At 60.2% G+C, this 23,991-nt stretch carries 1 protein-coding gene; it reads right to left on the bottom strand.

Features of this window, described 5'->3' with window-relative positions:
- Complete coding sequence (locus QXG22_00430; GenBank protein MEM0358468.1) at positions 1–23,805, bottom strand: PGF-pre-PGF domain-containing protein; 23,805 nt, start codon at positions 23,803–23,805, stop codon at positions 1–3.
- Between the last annotated feature and the right edge of the window lie 186 nt (positions 23,806–23,991).

A 23,991-nucleotide genomic window follows, 5' to 3' on the forward strand; every position in this document is an offset into this window, starting at 1 on the left:
TCATCCCTTCTTCTTGTTGGAGCCACCATTTTTGCCCCCATTTTTCTTTCTCTTTTCCTCCGCTTTAGCCTTCTCCTCGGGCTCCTCCGGCTTCTCCCCCTTGGCCTCGGGATGAACCATCTCCTCTTCTTTCTCCTCCTTCAGGGGTTTCCCAGCCTCACCGTGCTTCACTTCCTTCTTCGGACCCAGGATTTCCTTGTAGGCCTCTATGATCTCCGGTGGCCTCTTCATCATCGCCAGCTGCCTCTCGCGCTCCCTCAGGGCTGCAAGCTGGGCCCTCTTGATTTCCTCCTCCGGCACCAGCTCGATTACCCTCTTGATGCCCTTGAGCTTGTGCTTGGCACAAAGCTCATCCACCCTGGGCTCCAGGGAATCGAGGTAGGCATTCACCATGTCGAAGGAAGCCTCCTCCAGCTTGCGCTGGGCCAGGCCAAGCTCGATCCTCAGGTCGAAGACATCCACCCCCTTCTCCTCCAGTTTCTTCAGCTTGAACTTGATGTTCTCTATCCTGTCGTCGGCGGCGTAGTACTTGTCCAGCTCCTCTGGAGAGAGCCTGAAGGGAGAGTGTAGGATGGGCCTGAAGTTCACGTAGTACGGTCTGCCGCGGTTGTAGTCTGGGTTCACGACCATCCCGAAGCCTATGGGTGCCCTCGAAACGGATCTCACGTGCTCCTCACCGTACTTCATGGCTATGCGCTGGAGCTCTCCCTCCTCCCTCGTCCAGAACTGTATCTGGGTGCGGCAGTTCGTCTGGATGGTTTCGGAGAAGTCGGCTATGGTCTGGGAAACCAGCATCACCCCTATTCCCCACTTCCTGAATTCCCTGACCGCCCTCTCCAGCTGGATGACACCGGCCCCCGTTCCACCGTACTTCGGGAGAAGCCTGTGTACTTCGTCGAAGATCAGGAGCACCTTCAGCTCCGGATACTCCCTGGGCTGTGACTCGAAGATGGACTGAATCACGTTGGTCACGAAGATGTCCATGTCACCGGGCTTGAGCCTCTCTATCACGAACACCGTGATCTTACCCCTGGCCTCCTCACCGAGCAGTTCCTTCATGTCTATCTTCTGCCTCGGATTCGTGATCAGCTTCACCACACCCGGGAAGCTCCTGGCATCGGCTTCCGTGAGACCGAACTTCGGATAGTGGGAAAGCATGCGCTCGTCCGTGCACTTGCGGAGGAAGCCCGTCCACTGGGCGGTGGGATCGAAGACGATCACGTTCTTACCCTGCTTCAGGGCCTCTTCCGCTATGACCATGGAGGAGATGGTCTTTCCACCCCCGGTGGCACCGGCGGTGATGACGTGCATCCTCAGGTCGGAGAGCTTGAGATAGGCATCGCGCTTGGCCTCTGCCAGCGTACCCAATTTGATGGCATCTGGACCTGGCTTGGGAAGCTCCTCCAGGAAGAGGGTGGCCTCGAACCTGCGCTTGGCACTCCTCCTCTTCTTCACATACCTGTAGGAGAACCTTCCCGCCACCCCCATGCCCACCATGCAGAGGAGGAGGAGGGCCAGCATCCACAGGGGCAGGCCCAGGACCCTCAACTCCCTGGGAGGCCTCCTCACCTGCATGAAGCTCTGATCGGGGGTGAGTTTGAACTCCTTACCGGCCCAAACATACCTCCCGCCCGTCCTTATCAGGTAATCTCCTTCAGGTAGGTTCTCCGGTACCCTGAGTTCGAAAGTGTGCAGCTTGACCTCTCCCGCCTCCAGCTCCAAGTTCTCCGCTACCTCCGCGACTATCTCTCCGGCCGTGCTCACCAGTTGGACGGAGACGGAGGAGGAAATGCGCGAATTGCCAAGGTTTTTGACCTCCACCCCCACCCTCAGGGTCTTGCCCGGAGCTATGCTGGGTGGCACCATCTTCAGCTCCGCCCTGAGGTACTTCCTCACCTCCACGGTATCCGTGGCGCTCACCGAGATCACGTCGCCGTTGAGTCTGTAGTCGGCCCTCGCCCTCACGAGGTAATAGCCTTCCTCCGCATTTTCGGGTACCATAAGCGTTGTATCCACCGCCAAGGTTTCACCCGCCTCCACCAACCTTGCCTGTCCGGTGGCATCGGGCAATACCACCACTCCGGCCGAGGTGAGGAGCTCCAGGAAGAGCTGGGTCTCCGAAGCCATCTCCCCCATGTTGACCAGCGTGACCTTCACGGGCAGGAGCCCTCCCGGAGAAACCGTCCTCATCATGGGGGTGACCTTCAGGTCGAAGAGACCCCTGGCGCTTGGCAGGACCCTGATGGTGACGGGTACGCTCTTCTCCACGTATGCATCCTTGATCACCACTTCTCCCGTGTAGGTCTTGGGTGGGGTCTTCCTCGGAATCTTCACCGAGACCTTGATCTTCCCGCTCTCGCCCGGGTTGAGGGTCAGGAGGGTGGGACTGAAGGTGAGGAAGCCCTCGTCCTTCACTTCACCCGTCGAGTCCGGCCTGAGGTCCAGCGGGATGAAGGCGTTGTTCTTCACCGTGAGATACACGTCCGCCGTCCCCTCCTGGTAGAGCTCCAGGGAGAGGGACTCGGGATCCACCGTGATGGGTTCCCTGGGGGCGACGTTCTCCATCATCAGCCTGAAGGCATTCTCCATCAGGGACTGGAGCCTGAGGGCAGACTCGCTCTCCTGCTGCCTGAGGTTCTCTATCCCTTGCCAGACCGTCTGGAAGCCCGACCAGAGGGCATTGATCATGTTCTCCATCAGGTTCACCGAGGTGCCCTGCAGGGCGATCAGGTTCTCCAGGATCTGGCTCATGGTCTGGAGCGGGCTCAGCAGGGTGTTCTCCAGCGTCTTCATGTTCTCTTGCGTGACCAGGCCGGAGACGATGGCTGCCATGTTGTCCACCACGCTCTTCAGGTTCTCGGCCGCGCTGGACATGGTGCCCGAGGCCTGGGTGAGGGCACTGGTGGCCTGCTCCATCTGGGAGATGGTGTTCTCCAGCCTGAGCACCTGGGTGGCGAAGGGATCGTACTCCGCAAGCACGTAACAGGCGACCTGGGAGCGCAAATTGTCCTCGGCGGTGAGGGTGTATTTCGTGATATCGATGGTCCCTCCCTGGTTGATCCATGTTCCGCTCCTCACCCTGGTCCAGAAGTCCCATCCCTCCGCCCTGTACATCCTCAGGTACCACACGTCACCCACCCGACTCAGGTAGGAGGAGAAGTCGAAGGTGAGGGTGAGCCTGGAGAAGTTGTCCGTGAAAACGGGATGGAGCAGGACGGCCACGGAGCGGTGGGTGGCCCTGGTCCCGTCCACGCTGGTGAAGGCAGAGGGCGGGAGGTCCACCCTCACCAGGTTCTCCAGGTTGTCGTAGGGCTGGAGCTGGTCCAGGTTGAGGTTCTCGTACCTGAGGGTGATGCCCTGCTCGGTGAGTTTCACCTCCAGGTCGAAGCGCCCGGCGAACACCTGCTTCTCGTACCTGCCCTGGTCATCGGTACTTACCTCGAAGGCCTTCTCAGAGGTTCCCACCTCGTAGAAGGTGAAGGTGGTGGGCACGGGTATTCCCTCCAGCTTCTTCACCTCACCCCTGAGGTTGATGGGCCTCCCGGCCAGGATCTCCCTGGAGTTCTCCCCCTTCAGGCCCTCCGCGTCCGTTCCCTTCACCTCCACCAGGTACAGACCGCGCTTGGGGAAGGTGTGGGTGAAGGAGTAGTCTCCGTTGTCGAGGGTCTGGACGGTTCTCACGGGTTGTCCCTGCACGTAGACCTGGAGGGTGATGCGGGAGGCGGGGATGAGATCCGGGAGGGAGAGGGCCCTGCCGCTGAAGCCGAAGGGTACTCCCTCGGGAGCCACCTCGCCCTGAGGTATCAGGGAAATCCAGAGGGTTCCGGTGGTGAGGACGACCTGGTTCTCGACCTCCAGCCCCCTGCGGTCCGTCACCCTCACCCTCACGTTCTCCCTGCCCACCTGCTGGGGTGCGGTGAGGACGGTGGAGTAGCCGCCCGTCTGGGAGGTTGGGAGGATCCGCTCGGTACCGAGGAAGGTCAGGATCACGTTCTCGTTCTCCACCGGGATGCCGTCGGGAAGGAGGGTGAGGGTTCCGCTGGCCGTCACGTTCTCACCCGGATTCACCACGTAGTCGCTCAGCACCAGGGACAGGCGGAGGGCCTTCACCTGGTATTGAACGGTCTGGTTGTACACGTACCCGCTTATCCCGTTGGCGGTGAGGATGGAAACGTCGAGGTTCTTGGAATAGGTACCCAGTGTCTGGGGGGCGGTGTAGGAAGCGTAAGTCCTCCAGTACCCATCCCTCACGTGGGTGAGACCGGGCGGGCTGGGGGTGGCCCCATCCACCTTCACCGTCACACTTCCCATCGTCACGGGGAAGAGTTCGGAACCGTTGTTCTCCAGGATCCTCACGGCAAGGTAGAAGTTCTCCCCCGGGTTGAGCACGCCGTCGAACTGGCCGTGGGAGTCGAGGGTACCGAACCACTGGAACTGCACTATCCTCTGCTCGAAGTACTGGGTGTTCTCACCCACGATTCCATCGGGGTTCTGCAGGCGCACGTACACGGTGTGCTTGGAGGGGGCGGGGGCATCCTTGGTGTAGAGATAGAACCAGTCACCGTTCTCGTCGGTGTAAACGGTGGACTCGTAGAACCCGTCCACCCTTATCTCCACCGCCGTGTTTTTGACGGGGGTCCCGTCGGGCAGGAGCACGGCCTTTCCGCTCATGGTGAAGTTCTGGTCGAGCGTGACGATGTTGTCATCGAAGGTGAGGGAGAGGCTGATCGTCTTGACCCTCAGCTCCTTCACGTTCTCGCTCCAGAAGACTCCCACGGTGGTGCTGGCCTTCCCGTAGTAGGTTCCAATACGGGAGGGGGAGAGGAAGGTGATGGAGTAGTAGCCGTTGGCATCGGTGAAGTTCTCTCCTCCTCCCGCCCAGTTCCCGTTCTCGTCGAAGAGGGAGAAGGTTACCTTGTTGAAGGCCACGGGCTCGTTGCCAGGCTGTAACACCGCCCTCCCGCTCACGGTGTTGGGCTGGGAGGGATTCACCACCTCGTCCGCGTACTCCATGGAGATGTCTATTCTCCTGACGGAGAGGGTGGTGAAGTTCTCCCCGGTGATCCCCTCGGCAGCCGTGATCCTCACCCTGTACTCGTAGACCCCTATCTGGGTGGGGGCGTAGATCTCGAAGCGGTAGGAACCGAAGAGGTCCGTGTTGTCCACGGCTATGACGGAGTTGTCACGGAGGAGGGTGATGGTGGTGTTGATGACAGGAGAACCCTCGGGCCTCAGCCTCACCTCACCCGAGATCCTCATGGCCTCTCCCGGGTTGGCCTCGTTCCTTGGGACCCCCGCCGTGTCGGTGAGGGAGAGGGAGACGGTGAGGGTCTTGACGGTGAAGATGGCGGAGTTCTCTCCCCTGATCCCCTCGGAGCTGACCGCCCAAGCGAGGAGCTGGTGTGGTCCGAGGGTGGAGGGAGCGCTCACCCCTATGCTGTACCTCCCGTTCTCGTCCGTGCTTCCCTCCCCGGCTATCTGCCCGTCCACGTACACCGTGACGGTGGCGGAGGTCTCCGGAACGTTCTCCCAGACCCTCCTCACCTCCCCGGAGACGGTGAGGGGCTGGCCCGGGTTCACCACGTAGTCGTCCAGGGAAACCGTGACCGAGAGGGTCTCCACCTTGAAGATGAGCTGGTTCTCCTCCCTGGTGCCCTCCTTGTCGGTGAGGGCCACCCTTACCACGTGCAGCCCCAGCACGTTGCTGGAGAGGGTCAGGGAGTACTCCCCGTTCTCATCCGTGGGAAGGTTCTCCAGCGGAGAGTCGTCCAAGTACACCTCCACGTTCTCCCCCACCACGGGGGAGTTCTCGGGCTGCCAACTGGCCCTCCCGTAGACCGTAAGGCTCTCCCCTGGGTTCACCGCGTTGTCGGAGAGGAAGAGGGTGAGTACCAGGTCCTCGATTCTGAGCCTGAAGGGTGAACTCCAGTCGCCCGCGTTGCCCGCCCTGTCCACGGCGCGGACACGCCAGTACCAGGTGCCCACGGACAGGGAGTTCTCCTGCGGGAGGGTGAAGCTGTTCTCCCTTATGTTCTCGAAGGTGAGCGGGGAGGAGAAGCCCTCATCCTCATCCAGCTGGAGGACGAAGTGGTCCACGCCGCTTACTTCCTCGGTCTGGGAGGTGTTGTCGGGAACATTCTCCCAGCCGAAGGAGGGAGTGTTATCGGAAGTGACCTTCCCGTTCTCGGGGGAGTAGAGCTGCGGGGTGAGGGGCTTCACCCTGTCCACCACCAGCTCGTAGACCCGTGACCACTCACCCGGCTCGTTGGGGGCGGCGCGGTCGTAGGCCCTCACCCTCCACCAGTACCTACCGTCGTACGGGTAGAACACCGTCACCTCGGAGGAGGTCAGGTAATCCGGGTTGGAGGAGAAGTACTCGCTGGGCAGGAGGGAAGTGAACTGCGGGTTCAGAGAGACCTGGATCTGGTAGTGGTCTATCCCCGAAGCATCCCTCACGTCCTCCCAGTCGTGGTTCACCACCACGTAGTCCCCCGCCACCCTGTTCTCGGCCGCGTTGTTCTCGGGCGCATAGAGGGCAGGACCGTAGGGTCTGGTGAGGTCCACCACGAAGTTCCAGATGGTGCAGGATTCCCACGGAGGAACATTACCCGCGTTGTCCCAGGCCCTGACCCTGAAGTAGAAGTTGTCTTCCCTGAAGCCCGCCGAGGGATATCCGGGATCTCCCAGGGACCATACGTTGTCCACCGTGGTCCCGGAGTAGTCCACGGAGCTGAAGTCCGGATCGTTGTCCACCTGGATCTCGTAGTGGGAGAGCCCCGCCACCTCTCCCGTGGGGGAGTTGGAGCGATCGCTGACCTGGTTCCAGCTCAGGGGGGTGAACCTGTCACCCACGATCTGGCCGTGTAACGGGGAGTTCTCCGGCAGGTCGGGGGGAAGGGTGTCCACCAGCAGCTCCCAGACCTCTGAGAAGGCCCCAGCCTTTCTCTCCCCTCCCATCAGGCCGTCCCAGGCCCTTACCTTCCAGTAGTAGTATTCGTCTCCCAGGCCAGAGGAGGGCTGGTAGGAGTTCTCCGCCACGTTCTCAAGGATCTCCGGAGAACCGAAGTCCGGGTCGTTGTCCACCCAGAGCTCGTAGGTCACTCCCGTCACATCGTAGACCTTTGTCCAGGAGAAGATGGGCCTGTTGTCCTTCGTCACCCTTCCGTTCTCGGGAGAGAGGAGGACTGGAGCCGGGGGCGGGTTCACGTCCACCACGAAGGTGAAGGGTGGCTCGAAGTCGCTGGCGTTGTTGGCCAGGTCCCATGCCCTGACCCTCCAGTAGTACCTGTTGTCCGCCAGCTCCAGCTGCTTGGTGGAAGAGGTGAGGTTCTCCCTCAGCACCAACTGGGTAAAGAGGTTATCCTTTGCCACCCAGAGCTCGTAGCAGGCGAGACCGGCCACATCCCCCGAGGGTGATCTGGATCTGTCCACCACGTCCCCCCATGCCAAAGTCACGAGGTTGTCGTTCAGGATGTCATTGTTTTCGGGCAGGGCCTTGGAAGGCACGTCCGGGGGAAGGGTGTCGAGCAACACGCTCCATACCTCAGACCAGGCGGACTCGTTGCCCGCGTTGTCCTTCACCTTGACCCTCCAGTAGTAGCGCTCATCCTGCGGGGCCCCTCCACCGTAAAAGATGAAGGTACGCTCGGAGAGGGAGACCGTGGCGCTCTTGTAGTAGGGGGAGGTCGGGGAGAAGGCCGTGCTGTTATCCACCTCGATAACATAGGCTCCCTCGGCCGGGATGCCGTAGAGGTCCCAGGCATCCTGCCAGTCGAACCTTATGCTGTAGTTGTTGGTGATCGCATTGTTGTGGGGTGAGGAAAGCGTCGGTGGACTGGGTGGGGTGAGGTCCACGATGAGGATCCAGGGGGCCTCGTTCTCGCTCACGTTCCCCGCCCAGTCCCAGGCCCTCACCAACCACCTCCACTCTCCCTCAGGAACCGTCAGGGTGCGGCTGGTCCCGAACACATTTTCTGAGATCCTGTATCCCGTGGCCACGTTCTCCAGGGTAAGCTCGTACCACCTAACCCCGGCGTTCTCTCCCGTGGGGGAGTTGGAGGTGTCCTCCACCGACTGCCAGTAGAAGGTCACGGTGTTCTCCTTGGTCACCACCCTCTGGGGAGGATCGTCCACTCCCGTGTCGGGTGAGACGTCCACCTTCGGTGGAGCGGGAGGAGCCACCGTATCCACCAGGAAGGTCCAGGTGCTGCTGAATTCGCTCACGTTGCCCGCCCAGTCCCAGACCCTGACCCTCCAGGAGTAATTCTCGTCCGGAAGGGAGGAGGAGGGCTGGAAGCTGTTATCGCTCACGTTCTCCAAGACCTCTGGGGAGCTGAAGTCGGGATCGTTGTCCACCCAGAGCTCGTAGTACCTCACTCCCGCGTTCTCACCGGTGGGTGACCAGGACCTGTCCACAACCGCCGACCACCTGAACACCGGCCTGTTGTCCCTTGTTCTGGTCCCGTTCGCCGGGGCCTGCAGGCTCGGTATGTCTGGGGGTCTGATATCCACCAGCAGGGTCCTTACCTCAGAGGTGCTATAGTTGCCTGCGTTGTCCCAAACCCTTACCCTCCAGAACCAGTTCTCGTCGGGCAGTTCCAACGTCCTGAAGTTCTCCGTGAGGTTCTCCTGCAGGAAGGGGGAAGAGAAGTCGGGATCGTTGTCCACCCAGAGCTCGTAGTACCTCACCCCCGCGACTTCACCCGTGGGGGAGTTGGAGGTGTCGATCACGTAGCTCCAAGTAAAGGTCTGGAGGTTCTCCCTGGTCACCAGCCCGTTCGCGGGGATGTCCAGCGTGGTGACCTGCGGAGGAACGGTGTCTAGCAGGAAGGAATAGGTCACGGAGTTCTCACCCACATTCCCCGCCCTATCCGTGGCCCTAACCCTCCAGTAATACCTTTCATCCGTAAGAGTTACCATCCTAGAGTTCGTGCTGGCGGTGTAGGAGGAGGGGGAGCTGAAGTCGGGATCGTTGTCCACGAAGAGCGTATAGAAAGCTATTCCAGAGAGGTCCTCCGGGACGCTCCAGGTAAAGGTCACCGCCGCGGAGTTCCTCATTCCACCATTTTCAGGAAGCATGGGAACAGGTGGGGGAGGTGGAGTGGTATCCACGATGAAGCTCCAGGTGGTGGACCAGCTTCCAGCGTTCCCCGCCCAGTCCCAGGCCCTCACCCTATAGAACCAGTTCTCATCCGTGAAACCGAGGGAAGGATAGTTCTCATCCGATCCAAGGGCGAAAACGTTGTCTGGAGTGAACTGGATGAGGAGGGGAGAGCCGAAGTCGGGATCGTTGTCCACCCAGAGCTCGTAGTACCTGAGCCCGGAAACCTCGCCCGTGGATGAACGGGAGAGATCCACCACGCCGCTCCAAGTAAGCGTGGGATTCTTCTCCTTGGTGATCAAACCATCGCTGGGGGAGGAGGATGGGGCTGGAGGTGGGACGGTGTCCACCATCAGGGAGAAGGATATCGACCAATCACCCACATGGCCCAGCACGTCATAGGCCCTTACCCTCCAGAAGTAGTTCTCATCCGGCAACTCCGTCGAGACCTCCCAGAAGTTGTCAAACACATTTTCTCTTACCTCCGGGGAGCTGAAGTCGGAATCGTTGTCCACCCAGAGCTCGTACTTCCAGATCCCAGCCAGGTCGTAGGGTCTGCTCCAGCTCAGGACGGGGGTATTGTCGTTGGTGCTTGAACCGTTGGGGGGTGAGAGCAGAACCGGGCGTTCGGGTGGAGTGGTGTCCACGATGAAGCTCCAGGTGGTGGACCAGCTTCCAGCGTTCCCCGCCCAGTCCCAGGCCCTCACCTTCCAAGAGTAGTTCCCGTCGGGGAGGACCGCGGAGAAGGAGTTCTCCGGATGGGAAACATTCTCCCTCACCTCCGGAGAGCTGAAGTCGGGATCGTTGTCCACCCAGACTTCGTAGTACCTAACCCCCGCGGCTTCACCCGTGGGGGAATAGGAGGCATCGGTGGACTGGGACCATTCGAAGGTGAGGGTAGTATTCTCCGTAACATAACCATGGTAGGGAGAGGAGAGAGCAGGGGTGGAGGGAGGACAGGTGTCCCTCAGGAAAGTGGAGACCTCGGACCAGCTGCCCTGGTTCCCAGCCCGGTCTATGGCCCTTACCCTCCAGAAGTAGTTCTCATCCGAAGAGATCTCCAGGTAGAGATAGGAAGCGGAGGGTTCCTCCTCGAATTCTGGGGAGCTGAAGTCCGGATCGTTGTCCACCTGCAGGTGGTAACGATCCACACCCGAATAGTCGTCGGTGGCCTCGGTCCAAGCGAAGCGAATCAACGTGGTGTTGGTTCTGATTCCTACGGGCTCGAGTGGTGTGGGTGTGGAGGGTCCGGTGGTGTCTATGATGAGGATCCAGGGGGCCTCGTTCTCGCTCACGTTCCCCGCCCAGTCCCAGGCCCTCACGATCCAGCGGTAAATCCCTGGGGAAAGCGTCACGTTCTTCGTGGTGGAGGTGAGGGAATTATCGTAGTGGGCGTAGGGCGGGACGAAGTCGTCGTCCACGATCAGCTCATAATGGGCTACTCCGGCATTCTCACCGGTGGGGGAGCGGGAGCTGTCCGAGGAGGGACCCCAAGTGAGGGTCACGGTAAGGTTGGTAGTGATGTAGCCGTTAGAGGGTGCGACCTTCGGCGGAACCGTTGGAGCAAGGGTGTCCACGAGGAAGGTCCAGGTGCTGCTGAAGTCGCTGGCGTTGCCAACCCAGTCCCAGACGCGCACACGATAGAGATAGTTCTCATCGCCCAGCTCGAAGGTGAAGGTATAGGAGTTCTCGGTCAGGTTCTCGACGAGGAGGGGAGAGCTGAAGTCTGGATCGTTGTCCACCCAGAGCTCGTAGTACCTAACCCCCGCGACTTCACCCGTGGGGGAGTTGGAACGGTCCCGGACCGAGGACCAGCTAAGCGTGGGGGTGTTATCGTTGGTCTTCATGAGGTGCTGAGGTGAGGTTTCCGGGACTTCTGGAGGTACGGTGTCCACGAGGAGGGAGCGCACGATCGAATCCGCAAAGTTCCCGGCCTCATCCCACACCCTGACCTTCCAGAACCAGTTCTCGTCGGGTAGCTGGAGGGTCCTCTCCAACAGGGTCAGGTTCTCCTGGTGGAAGGGTGAGGAGAAGTCGGAATCGTTGTCCACCCAGAGCTCGTAGTACCTTATCCCCGCATTCTCTCCCGTGGGGGAACGGGAGAGATCGCTCACCGAAGCCCATCTGAAGGTAACCAGATTTTCCCTCGTCCGGTATCCATCGACGGGCTGGCTGAGGGTCGTGGCCGGAACCACCGTATCCACCAACAGGGTTCTCACCTCCGAGAAGGGTGAGGGGGTACCCCAGACGTACATCCTGACCTTCCAGAAGTAGTTCTCGTCACCCAAGCCTGGCTGCGGAACGGTGAAGGAGTTTTCAAGGGTGTTCTCCTTCACCTCCGGGGAGCCGAAGTTGGGGTCGTTGTCCACCCAGACTTCGTACTTCTCCGCCAAGAGTCTCGAGACCCACCTGAGGGTCGGGGTGTTTTCGTTGGTCTTGAATCCATCCTCAGGCGAAACCAGCCTGACCCATCTCTCCACCGCGAAGACGAAGAAGCCCGACCACTCACCCACGTTCCCGGCCGTGTCCCTGGCCCTCACCCTCCAGAGGTAAACCTCTTCGGACAGGGTGCAGGTATGGGAGTTCTCCCACAGGTTGTCGTTCTCGTACACGAGGTGCGCCTCATCGGGATAGGTGAAGAGCTGGAGGTGGTAGATCACACCGGAGTTGTCCTCCACTGGCATCCATTCGAAGGTGACCTGACTGCCCGTCGTGCCCATGTTCTCAGGCAGGAACGGCTGGGGTGCGGGAGGAGCAAGGGTATCGACCCTGAACTTCCTGGTCTCGGAGTTGTCACCGATGTTCCCCACATTGTCCCTGGCGCAGACCCTCCAGTAATACAGACCGTCCGGCAGGGAGGGGGTGACCGTCCAGAAGTTCTCGTATATCCAGCCGCTCTCCCTCACCACCTGGGTGAACTGGTTGTCCGTCGCCACCCAGACGTAGAACATCACGGGCCTGGAAACATCCCAGACGTTCTCCCAGCTCAGGAAGGGTGTGTTATCAGAGGTGTTCTCCCCGCTCGGTGGTGTGTAGAGGACGGGCGGGGCCGGGGGCTGGGTCTCGACCCTGAACCACCTCCTCGGGGTTTCAAAGAGGTTCCCAGCGTTGTCCCTAGCGATGACCCTCCACTCATAGTCGTTGTCCGACAGAGGCGGCGAAACACTCCAATTATTGGCGAGGATCCAGCCCGAATCCCTGTAGTTCTCCTCCAGTCCCACCCTGTTGATGAGCACCCTGTAGGTGACGGGCAGGGAATTGTCCACGGCGGGATTCCACTCCAACGGGGGCTGGGCGAGCACATGGGCTCCGTTCTCCGGCCAGATCAAGAAAACGTTCTCGGGTGGCAGCGTGTCAACCCTGAACCAGCGCGTCTGGCTGTTCTCCCCCACGTTCCCAGCGTTGTCCCTAGTGCAGACCCTCCAGTAGTACACGCCATCCTCCAGCTCCGGTGCGGTCCAAGAAGTTCCCCCAAACCAACCCGAGTCCGCAACTATGGAGAGGAAGGAAGCATCGCGGGCCACCCAGATCCTGTAGAGCAAGGGGGGCGACATCTCCGCCCCTCCCGTCTCATCGGTGGTCACTTCCTCCCAGGTGAAGGAGGGCGTGTTGTCGTTGAGGTTCTCTCCCTGTACGGGTGAGAGCGGAACGGGTGGGGACGGACGCTTGGTGTCTATCCTGAACCAGATGTCTTCGCAGAAGTTCCCTATGTTACCGGCGTCGTCCTGGGCCTGTACGCACCAGTAATACTCATCATCCGATCTTTGGTCCGGATACTTGCAATTCTCTTCCTCGACCCAACCACTCGTCCAGAGAACCAGGTGCAGGATGTTCTTGAGTTGCACCCTGTATTTCAGAGGATAGGAGTTCTCGGGAGGTGCCTGCCAGCGGAAGTTGGGGGAGTTGTCGTTTATCTTTATCCCCACGGGCCACAGGGGCACGGGGGGAGCTGGGGGAAGGGTGTCCACCCTGAAGGCGAAGACCATGGAGTTGTCGCTGTAGTTGTAGAACTCGTCCCTGGCGCAGACCCTCCAGTAGTACAGACCGTCCGGCAGGGAGGGGGTGACCGTCCAGAAGTTCTCGTATATCCAGCCGCTCTCCCTCACCACCTGGGTGAACTGGTTGTCCGTCGCCACCCAGACCTTGTAAACCACGGTGGTGAGGTCGAAGGCATTCTCCCAACGGAGCGTGGGGGTGATGTTGTTCAGGTTCTCGAAGTTTTGCGGGGAAACCGGAACCGGGGTGGTTGGGCGGGAAGTGTCTATGGTCATCTTCCGGTTCTCGGACCAGGGACCGATGTTCCCCGCGTTGTCCCTTGCGCAGACCCTCCAGTACCAGATTCCGTCGGGTATGGGGAAGCTCTCCCAGCTGGTCGCCTCCATCCATCCCGAGGTGTAATTCTCATGACCGAAACCTGGATCGTCGGAGATGGAAACACGGTAGGTGAGGGGCAGGGAATCCTCCACGCTCCCATCCACTTCATTCTCAACCGGCTCCCATTCGAAGTTGACGGTGTTATCGTTCGTCTTTACCTCATGGGGAGGAAGGATGAGGACGGGGGCGGCTGGTGGCGTGAGGTCGATCACCAGCCTCCTGTTTTCAGACCAAGATCCCTCGTTCCCCGCATTATCCCTTGCCTTGACCCTCCAGTACCAGGCACCTTCGGTGAGAGTTGCGGTCCAGCTCGTGTTCTCGATCCAGCCCGAACCCAGATTTTCATAAGAGAAGCTTGGAGTGTCGCTGATGGAAACGTAGTAGAGTACTGGTCTGGAGTTCTCCTCCACGGCATTCCAGGAAAGCTGCACCTCGGTCCTGTTCTCTTTGTGGTTGTCGGGTGGGGAAGAGAGAATCGGCTCAGCGGGTGGGAGGGTGTCCACCCTGAAGTACCATATGGCGCTCGCATCGCTGGAGTTCCCGGCGTTGTCGACCGCGTAGACCTTCCAGTAGTACCTTCCGTCGGGCAGGGGTGGGACGATTTCCCACTGGGTGTTCTCACCACTCCCGTAGTCGTAGAGGATGGCGTTCCTTACCTGGTCCAGCGTTATGGCGTCGTATACGAGAACGTAGTAGGCCACCGGATAAGAGTTCTCTTCCACAGGTTCCCAATCGAGTAAGGGTGTGTTGTCGTTGAGGTTCTCATTGTTCTTGGGGGAGACGAGTACGGGTGGGAGGGGCTGGGTTATGTCGACGGACACGCTCCAGATGGCAGACCATTCCGACCAGGCACCGGGGAACGGGCCCGCGCCGTCGCTGTCCCTGTACTGTTTCACCCTCCAGTAGTAGGTACCGGTCCCGGGCAGCTCGTAGGTGTAACTTTTACTGGCAGTGGTCGTGTCGAGGAGGAAAGGTTCCGCAAAGGTGTTCTCATAGTCTATCTGGAGGTTGTAGTAATCGGCCGGCAAAACGTTGTCCCAAGAGAAATTGACCACCCTATCCGCTTGTCCGGACTTGTCGGGAGGTAAGAGCAGCCTTGGGGATGGAACGGGGGCCGAAACCGTGTCCAGCCATCCCTCCAGCGCATACCATTCTACCCTGGTCGGGAAAACACAACTCCAGACTTCCAGCACAAGCCAGCTAACGGGGGCGTCGACCCGCGAGGTCCATTCCTCCATTCCGTACCAGACCGCCGGGGCTGCGGTCCAGGCTGCCCAGACCTCCAGCGGATGCCAGACCACGGGGACTGAAGAGACGGTGGGGGTCCAGGAGTCCAAAGAAAGCCAGTGAGCGGGGGCGTATGTGTGTCCAGTCCACTCCTCCAGGCTCATCCATCCCATCAACTGGGTCGGGACACCAAGGGTCCATCCCTCGAGGACACGCCAGGTACCCGCGTAGAAGTTGCGGACCTGGGACCAAGGCCCCTCCCATCCCACGGCGTCGATGGCGCAGACCCTCCAGAAGTACAGGCCGAAGGTGGGAAGGATGACCGTATGGGAGTTCTCGGTGACGAAGGAGTTTTCGTAAACGGTGATGGAGAAGTCGGGAGTGGTCGAGACCTGGATCCTGTACCTAGCCACTCCCGAACCCGGACTCGGGTCCGAGCCCGTGTACCACCTGAGGATGGGAGACAGGTTGTCGGTGAAGCAGGAATTGTTCTCCGGCAGGTAAAGTTGGACCTGGTTGGGCGGGGTCCTGTCCACCCCGAAGGTGGCTAGGTCAGACCACGGCCCCGCGTTCCCTGCGTTGTCCACCGCCCGTACCCTCCAAGTGTAGTAGTCCTCCGTGATGATGGGTGGATCCACCACCCAGTTCTCATTCTCGTCGCCGGTCACCCAGAGGTCCCTCGTGGAACCGTATGCCGCCCCTGAGATCTGAATCTGGATGTGGTACCTGAGGGGGAGGGAATTCTCCTGGACGGGGAGGTACCAGCGGAGGTTGGGGGCCCCGTTGGTCCAGACTCCTCCCGTCGGGTAGTCGAGGATGGGGGCGGGCGGGGGAACGGTGTCCAGCCTGAAGGAGCTGACCGACCAGGCCCCGACGTTTCCCGCGTTATCCCAGGCCCTCACCCTCCAGTAATAGACGTTGTCCGGCAGGATGATGGGGACTTCCCTGTAATCCTCCGTGAACCCGTTGTCGCTCCAGATCACCTGGTCGAAGTTGACATCTGTGGCAACCTGAACCTCATAGGTGACGGGAGTGGCTTCCTCCGGGGTTCCGTCCACCTCCGTGGTCACGGGCTCCCAGTCGAGGAGGGGCGTGGAATCGTTCAGGTTCTCCCCGTTCCTAGGAGCCAGGAGGATCGGGGCCGCGGGGGCCTGGGTATCAACCCTGAAGGTCCAGATCTCCGACCATGGACCGGTGGCACCCGTTCTCTTCTGTCTCACCCTCCAGTAGTAGAGGCCATCCGGGAAGGATGTGAGGAAGGTCTTGTTCGGGGAGACGAGCCCATAGGCGGGTCTGTATACCTCGGACCAGTCGTTGTCGTTGTCGACCTCCAGGTCAAAGGTGTCTGCGGGCTGCACGTTCTCCCAGCTGAAGGTTGGGGAGGCATTGGGGGTGTTGATGCCGTTGGGTGGGGTCAGCAAACGGGGCGCCGGAACGGGGGCATCCACGGTTCCCGTCCAGCTCTCCATCCCGTACCATCCGGCCGGGGCAACTACCACCGTCGACCAGCTCTCCACCGCGCCCCACCGCGCCGGGGAAGGAACAACCGCGGTCCAGGAGTCCAATGAACACCAGATCACGGGAACGGAGGAAACGGTTCCTGTCCAGGAGTCCAGGGAGTACCAGAAGAGGGGGACGGAGGAGACCGTGGAGGTCAAACTGTCCAGCGGGTACCAGATCACGGGAACGGAGGAAACGGTTCCTGTCCAACCCTCGATCATGCGCCAGCTGGCTGGAGCGCTAAAGAGGAGGGCCCATCCCTCGACCTCCCTCCAGCTCACGGGAACCGAGCTCACCGTGACCCACCACCCCTCCACTTCCTGCCACACCACCGGCACGGAGCCCAAGGAAGCACTCCATCCCTCCAGCGTCCTCCATGTGGCCGTTCTCACGCTTCTGACCTCGGACCAGGGACCCTCGTTCCCAGCCTTGTCCACTGCCTTGACGCGCCAGTAGTAGGTCCCCAGGGCTGGGAAGATGTACTGGTAGTCGTTGTCGGGGTAGGGCTGGTTCTCGTCCACTAGGAGGGAAGTGAAGGAGGGATCGGTGGCTATCTGGATCCAGTAGTTCTCCGTTCCCGAGGGTGTGTCCACGGCGGTCTGCCAAACGAATACCACCACCGTACCGTTTTCGAAGGCCTGCTGGTTTTCGGGGGAGGAGAGCTGGACCTGCGGGGGTGGGGTGGCATCCACCCTGAAGCCCACCGCGGAACAGAAGGCGCTGGGGTTCCCGGCGTTGTCTATGGCCCTTATGCGCCAGTAGTAGTAACCCTGCGTTAGCGGTGGGACCGTCCAGTTCTCCCCGTAGAGCTGGTTCTCCTGGACCACGATGGTGAAGTCGCTCCAGTTCTCGGTCGCGATTTGGACATGATATCTCACGGGACGTGAGTTGTCCTCCACCGCCTGCCAGGTAAGGTTGGGGGTGGTCCTCGTCCAGGCGTCGTCCCTGGGCCAGACGGGAACGGGGACGGGGGGAGGCGTGGTGTCGATGCGGAAGACCACTTCCGTGTTGTCGCCCACGTTCCCCGCGTTGTCCCTGGCCCTCACCCTCACGCGGTAGAGATTGTCGGGGAGGGAGGGGAGGGTGTACTGGTTCTCGGGAATCCAGGCGGAGACGTGCTCGGGGGAGGAGAAGTCGGGATCGTTGTCCACGATCACCTGGTAAAGCAGGGGGAGAGAGTACTCGGGCGAACCGTCGTACTGCTTGGTCACATTTTCCCACCTTATGGTGGGGGTGCTCGTTCCCAGGTTCTCCCCCTGCAGGGGGGAGAGCACCACGGGGGAGGCCGGCCTGGTCAGATCCACGCGGAACTGCCAAGTCTCGGAGTTCTCGGAGTCCACCCCGCTCCTCGTCATGCGGACGCGCCAGTAGTACAGACCATCCGCCAGCTCCAGCAGGTCCTCGGCAGGGTTGTAGTTGGGAACGGTCTTGGGCTTGCTCACGCAGGGGGAGCTGAAGTCGGGATCGTTGTCCACCCAGATCCAGAAGGAGTCGGCTGGCTGGAGGTTCTCCCAGGTGAGGGTGGGCTGGCGTGTATTGAGGTTCCTGCCGTTCTCGGGGGAGAGAAGCCGCGGGGCGGGAACGGGGGCGGAAGCAGTGGCCTGCCATTTCTCCAAGATGCGCCACTCCACCGTGGTGTAGGCCCCCGCCGTCCAGGCCTCTAGCTCCCTCCATCCCGTGATGGGGGCCCCCGAAGAGGTAATCCATCCCTCGAGGACGAACCAGCACCTGAGGATGAGGGAGCGGGTCTCTGACCAGGGACCCTCGTTCCCCACCGCGTCTATGGCCCTGACCCTCCAGTAGTAGGTCCCTATCCCCAGGAAGTTGTAGGAATAGGAGTTCTCGGTGGGCGGGAGAAGGGTGTTCACTAGGGGGGAGAGGAAATCGGGGGCATCATCTATCTGGATCCTGTAGTTCGCGAGCCCGGAACCTCCATCCACGGTGGTATACCATTGGAGGACCAGGGAGAGCTGGTCGGTGAAGGTTACACCATTTTCCGGCCAGTAAAGCTGGACCTGCGGGCACTCGTTGTCGATGCGGAAGCTCCTGCTCCCGCTCCAGTCGCTCACGTTTCCGGTTCCAGCGTTGTCCCTGGCCCTGACCTGCCAGTACCAGACGGTGTTGTTCTCGTAGCAGGGAAGGGCCACCCAGTTGTCGTCCGTGATCCATCCCGAGGAATAGACCCCGGTCTGGAAGCTCGGGTCCTGCGAGACCCTGATCTCGTAGAACACGGGAGTGGATAGCTCCGTGTTGCCCGCGTTGTCCAGTGTGACGGCTGCCCAGTCGAGGTTGGGGAGGGCGGCCACCCAGGCCCCGGTGGCCGGCCAGGAGGGCTGGGGCACGGCGGGCGGAACAGTATCGATGCGGAAGCTCCGGTAAGTGGTGGGCCAGGACCCTACATTACCCGCATTGTCCTTGGCCCTGACCTTCCAGTAGTAGGTGTTGTCGGAAAGGGCGGAGGGGATTTGGTAGTTGTCGGTGGTGATCCAGTCCGTGGGATATCCGGGCACGGAGCTCAGGAAGGAGGAATCGTAGGCTATCCACACCTGGTAGAGGAGGGGATAGGAGTTCTCGGCCGGAGGCTCCCAGTCCAGGAGGGGCGTGCTGGTGTTCAGGACCGCCCCGTCCGCGGGTGAGACGAGCGTGGGTGGACCAGGTGGGAGGGTGTCGATGCGGAAGCTCCAGGGGGAGGTCCAGGCGTACCAGGAGTTGTTGAAGTACCTCTGAATCCTCCAGTAGTACAGGCCATCGTCGAGCGGGGTGGGCGGGGTCCAGGCGTTCTCGGTGCCGGGGATGGCGCTGTTGTCCACCACCACGTTGTTGAAGAAGTAGTCGGTGGCGATCTGGATGCGGTAGTTGTCCGCCGCCACGCTCTCCCACTGGAAGGTGGGCTGCGCGTTGTTGAGGTTGAGCCCGTCGGTGGGGTAGATCAGGTTGGGGAGGGTGGAGACGTTGAAACGTACCCAGTCCACCTTGGGGCCGTTCTCTCCCGTGAGGATGGCATGCTGGGAGGAGAAGTAGATCCTGTACTGGATGTAGCGGTTGTCTGGGATGTTCTCCATGGTGGTGGCGGCGGCCTCGAAGTAGGTGGAGGAGGTCCCGTCCGGCCCCATCCAATCCGTCCAGTTAAGGTTGTCCCCGCTCACCCTCACCTGCAACTTCACGTCGGAGGTCGCCCAGAAGGCCTCCTCTATCCTGACCATGTCCAGGATGAGGTAAGTGGGAGTAGCGTCGCTCGGGCTGTCGTCCCTGAACCTGATGTGCACGCTGTCGCCGTCCAGATAGTTCTCGATGGGGGAGAGGCGGAAGGTGATGGTGGAGGGGGCCTTCCTGGGCATGTAGTACTCTGTGCACTGCCAGCTGCTGGAGGCCACGTTCCACACGTCGATCCAGATGTACTCCAAATCATTGTAGGTGTACCCTCTGATTTTCAGGTCGTAGTTCTCATAGCCCGTGGTGATCCCGGTTATGGTGTACTGCCAGTTCAGGGACTGACCGGCGGCGGTTGTGGATTTGACCCTTGTATAGTTGAGCATGAAGGATGTGCTCACCGTGTCGAACTGGGTCGGGATGTCGGTCTGGACGTATCTGACCCTCACCTTTCCTGTACCGAGGATGTAGGGGGTGCCGGTGAGCTCGTAAGACCACTGGGTTGGGGTCTTCGAATCAAGGAGGCCGACATAGTCCCACTCCCCGACATCGAAGTCCCAGAGATAAACCTCAATATTTTCGTCGTCGCCGGTGAGGTAGTACGCGACTTCCAGCGTGTATGATGCCCTTCCGGTCGGAGCCATCAATGTATGGATGACCTCAAGGTTGTAGCCGGGCTTTACCCCGCGCACCCCGATGTAGTCAACGTAGATCTTTGTGATGCTCTCTTTAGTGTTATCATTGTCTACTATTCTTACGTGCACGTTCTCTCCTCCGAAGAGGAAATCGGGATGCAACTGAACGCTAAAAACAGTCCAAACATCCTTCGTGAGGTCCCCCAGCCTCACCCAAGTTCCAGGGCTCTGGGAATTCTCAACCTCCACGTGGAATTTGTCGAGGGTGTTGCTGAGCTTGTAATAAATCTCCAAAAAGTAATTTTCTGCTAGGGGAATGTTATCTACATTCTCATATACCTCCAGCCCGTAAAGGGTCGGCCAGTGGCGCCTGCAGCTGAGGTCCGCCCTTCCGTGAACGGGATTAGGCGGGAGCTCGCTAACCACAAACCGGATTGATGGGGTTGCGCTGAGGTTGTTCCAGGTCGAGCCGCTATTCGTGGACCAAATGGGGAAGATCCCGTCGTACGCTGGAGCGGCACCGTCATCGGCCAGAACTATCCCGAGTATGTAGTTATTATACCAGTGGGTCTTGAGCACGATTCTCGCCGTGTCATCACCAGCGGTAGTTGCAGCGCTCCAAGCAGAACCATTCCACTGCTTCCGCGAAATAGTTGCTCCATCACCCCACAAAAGCCAGGCATAGCCAGGGGGGGAAAACAGATAAGTTAGAGCGGCATTGTAATCTGTTCCAGCCTCAGTCGCCGCGTCATGCTCAGCGTCTAGAGTCCAAGTACCGACTCCGTCCCATCTGATAGTGTTCAGATCGGCACCGGCATCTTGGCTCACCAGAATCATCTTATTGTCGGATGGATGCGCCACGAGCTCAAGCCACTGAGCAGCTCCACCGAACTGGGCCGAGTAATCGTTGGTGGTAATGGCCGAGAGAGAGGTCCCATCCCAAATTCTGTAGCTAATACCGTTAACCGCACTCGAAGCCCAAACAAAGATGGCACGACCAGAGAGGCTCTCGTAAGCCACCTCCACCCTATTACCACTTGTAGCGGCGGCGGTAGCCCAACTCGCACCGCTGCCGAGATTGTCCCACATGTTTAGATCCCCCCTCCATACCATCCCGTAGACATTCGCGTTACTGTCCACCATGATCATGGCTATGTCGTTGTTATCGGGGAGGGGATTTGGAGCAAGCTCTATCCAAACTGGGTAGCCCGTCAGAGGCACGCTGACCGTCGCCTCAGAGGACCAGCTGCTCCCATCCCATAGTCTGTAGGCGAAGACTCCCGCAGTATCGTCCAAGTTATATACCACAAGGGCTCTGTCATTTCCGTTCTCATAGGCAATATCGAAGGGCCTCTTGGACGTCGTCGCCCAAGTAGTGGAGGATACCGTCAGGGGAGCGCTCCAGCTCCCGGTTGTCCCGTCATACACATAGAAGGAGATATATCCCGAGTCGTCGTATACCCCCAGAATCATTTCATTGCGGGTTCTGGCGGACTCAAGCCTAACCCATTGAACTACTCCGGGGGCTGCCGGAGGAGTGGGCATGGCTACCCATTCCGACCCGTTCCATTCCTTCACCCCAGGAACCTCGGTACCGGTGGAATAGACTGCCACGGCTTTCGGCTGCTCAAATATCTGTATTCCGCCCTCGATGTAGGTGGCATACCCTTCAGCCTCCTGCTGCTGGTAAGAGAAGTTCTCTATCCTGCCCCTGCGGTTTTCGTAATACTGAGCGTAGGTGTAGGCAGTGGCGCTGTATGAGTTCTCATATATGTTCTCGTAATTGCTTCCCCCTGCCTCCGTGGTGTCCGCGACCTCCATGGCATTTTCCGTGTCGATGGTCCCGCCCGCAACTACTGTTTCGTTCTCCGGACTCTCCATCACAGTATAAGTGACGCCACCTGCCGCCCCAGTCTCGCTCAGGTTCTCGTAGGATCCATCATCCGGATTCCGTGTGTTCTCGTAGGTCCCCTGCCACTGTGTCCCAACCCTTGCGCTCCCGTCCTTGAGGGTGTCTGGCTCGGCCCCAACGTAGGCTATATTTGTGGCACCCCCCTGAGGTTCCGTGAAGCTCCAGACTAGGTTGTCCCACTGGGCCACCCCTCCCGCGTCGAAGACCCTGGAGGTAAACCTTCCCTGCGTGTACCCGTAGATCAGCCTCACCACATCCCCCACGTTCTCCGTGTTCTCGTGGGTTCCCAAGGAGAACTCCTCGTTCGTGTTGTCCACGAAGGCGAAGGTGGAGAAGCCCGGGGTCCTAGCCAGGAAGAGGATCTCCCCACTCTCCTCACCCACCTCCACCGTGGGCAGCTCCTCCCATCCAGGCTCCCCGTAGTGGAAGAGGACGGCCCTGCTACCCGAGGGGTTGGAGCCCCTCAGCCATCCCTTCGGAACGGCAAATTCTATCTCCGCCTCCTCCAGGTCCTCCCTGGCGACGGAGGGGGAGATCTCCACATAAGCCAGGACCCTCTTACCCTCCAGCGGGGGGACCTCCTCCGGCTTTCCGGGGCTCACGTAGACCTCCACCCCCTCCAGATCCCTAGCGGCCCTCAGGCTCACGGCCCTGAGCAGGAGGCCCTGTCCTCCGAAGTCCGCCCTTTTCTTCTCCCCTGCCCTCATCCTGCCCACGACCGCCTTCCGGCCGTGCCTGGGTTCGGCCCTTATCCCCCAGACCTTGGGTCCATTTTCCCCGCTCAGCCTTGGATCCTCGCTTCTCAGGAAGACCCTGACCTGCAGGTACCTAGAGGGCGGGAGGAAGGAAAGATCGACGGGGGGTGAGGTGAAGAAGGTGTTGGGGGTACCATCGGGACCCATCCACTCGCTCCAGCTCTCCCCGTCGGTGCTCACCCTTACCTGCAGGTCCACCCGCGAGAGGGCCGGGGTGCCCGCGCCCCCCGCCGGAACCTGCTCCTGGCCCCCTGCGTTCTCCTCCATCCCTTCCCGTGAACCCTCGTTCTCGGAAGGGACGGGGATAATATCCCGACCCTCCACGGTTCCCTGATCTGATGGGGTCTCTTCTTCGGTCTGGGGCTCTAGATTTTCCTGAACCCCCGTTCCTTGGTTCTGGTCCTCCTGGGTCCCCTCGTTTTCGACAACACCCCCGTTCTCGAGACTTTCTCCTACAACTTCTTGATTCTCTGCCGGGATCGGACTTTCATTCTCCGGGGGGGCCTCCTGTACTCCTTCTCCGTTTTCAGCTGCACTCCCATTTTCGAAACCATTTTCCTGTGCCTCCTGGAGCTGGCCCAGTCCCTCCGAGTTTTCAGGGTTCTCCGTCCATCCCTCCGCCACCCCTTCGCTCGGGGAAGAAGCGTTCTCGACGGTGCTCCCGGCGGGGCTCACCTCGAGGGACTGGCCCTCCGCCGAACCCCCAGCGCCCTGGGTCCCCGTCCCAGGCATGGAGGGCTCGTTCTCCTCCCAGGTCAGGAGGCTCCACCTCACCACCCTCCCCGCGTCGAAGATCTCCGAGACGAAGGACCCCTGCGTGCACCCCGGGAGGAGCCTCACCACGCCCCCCGCGTTCTCCGTGTTCTCGAAGAGGGGATAGGAGATGGAGGGAAGGGGAGAGGAGGGAGAAGCGGCCACGGGAAAAACGGGAACGGAGGAGGTGAGGAGGAAGAGGGTGAGGAGGAGGGAGAGGCTTCTCCTCAGCGCCTCCCAGGTACAGAGGGGGGGCGCGGAGGCGGCCCGCCCCTCAAAAAAGAGGTCGCCTCCGCACGAGGGTTGGGGATAAAGGGGCTTCGGACGGGAGGGGGGCCGCGGAACGGAGTAGCTGGGCTCGACCTCGACAGCGGAGCCTTCAACAATCTCGCCACTCACCCTCGGCCCCCCTCTGATTAAAAATCTGCTTTAACCTTATTTTAAAAATTTTCTATTTAAGTAAAAATAAAATTATACTTAACTCTGAAATGCTAGAGAAAGAGGAAAAGCTCCGAATCCTCCCACCTCTAAATGTATAAACAAAATTTAACTAAAATAGAAATCTTTTTATACCACAATACAATT

The organism is Candidatus Hadarchaeales archaeon (assembly GCA_038736355.1).
Taxonomy (GTDB): domain Archaea; phylum Hadarchaeota; class Hadarchaeia; order Hadarchaeales; family WYZ-LMO6; genus WYZ-LMO6.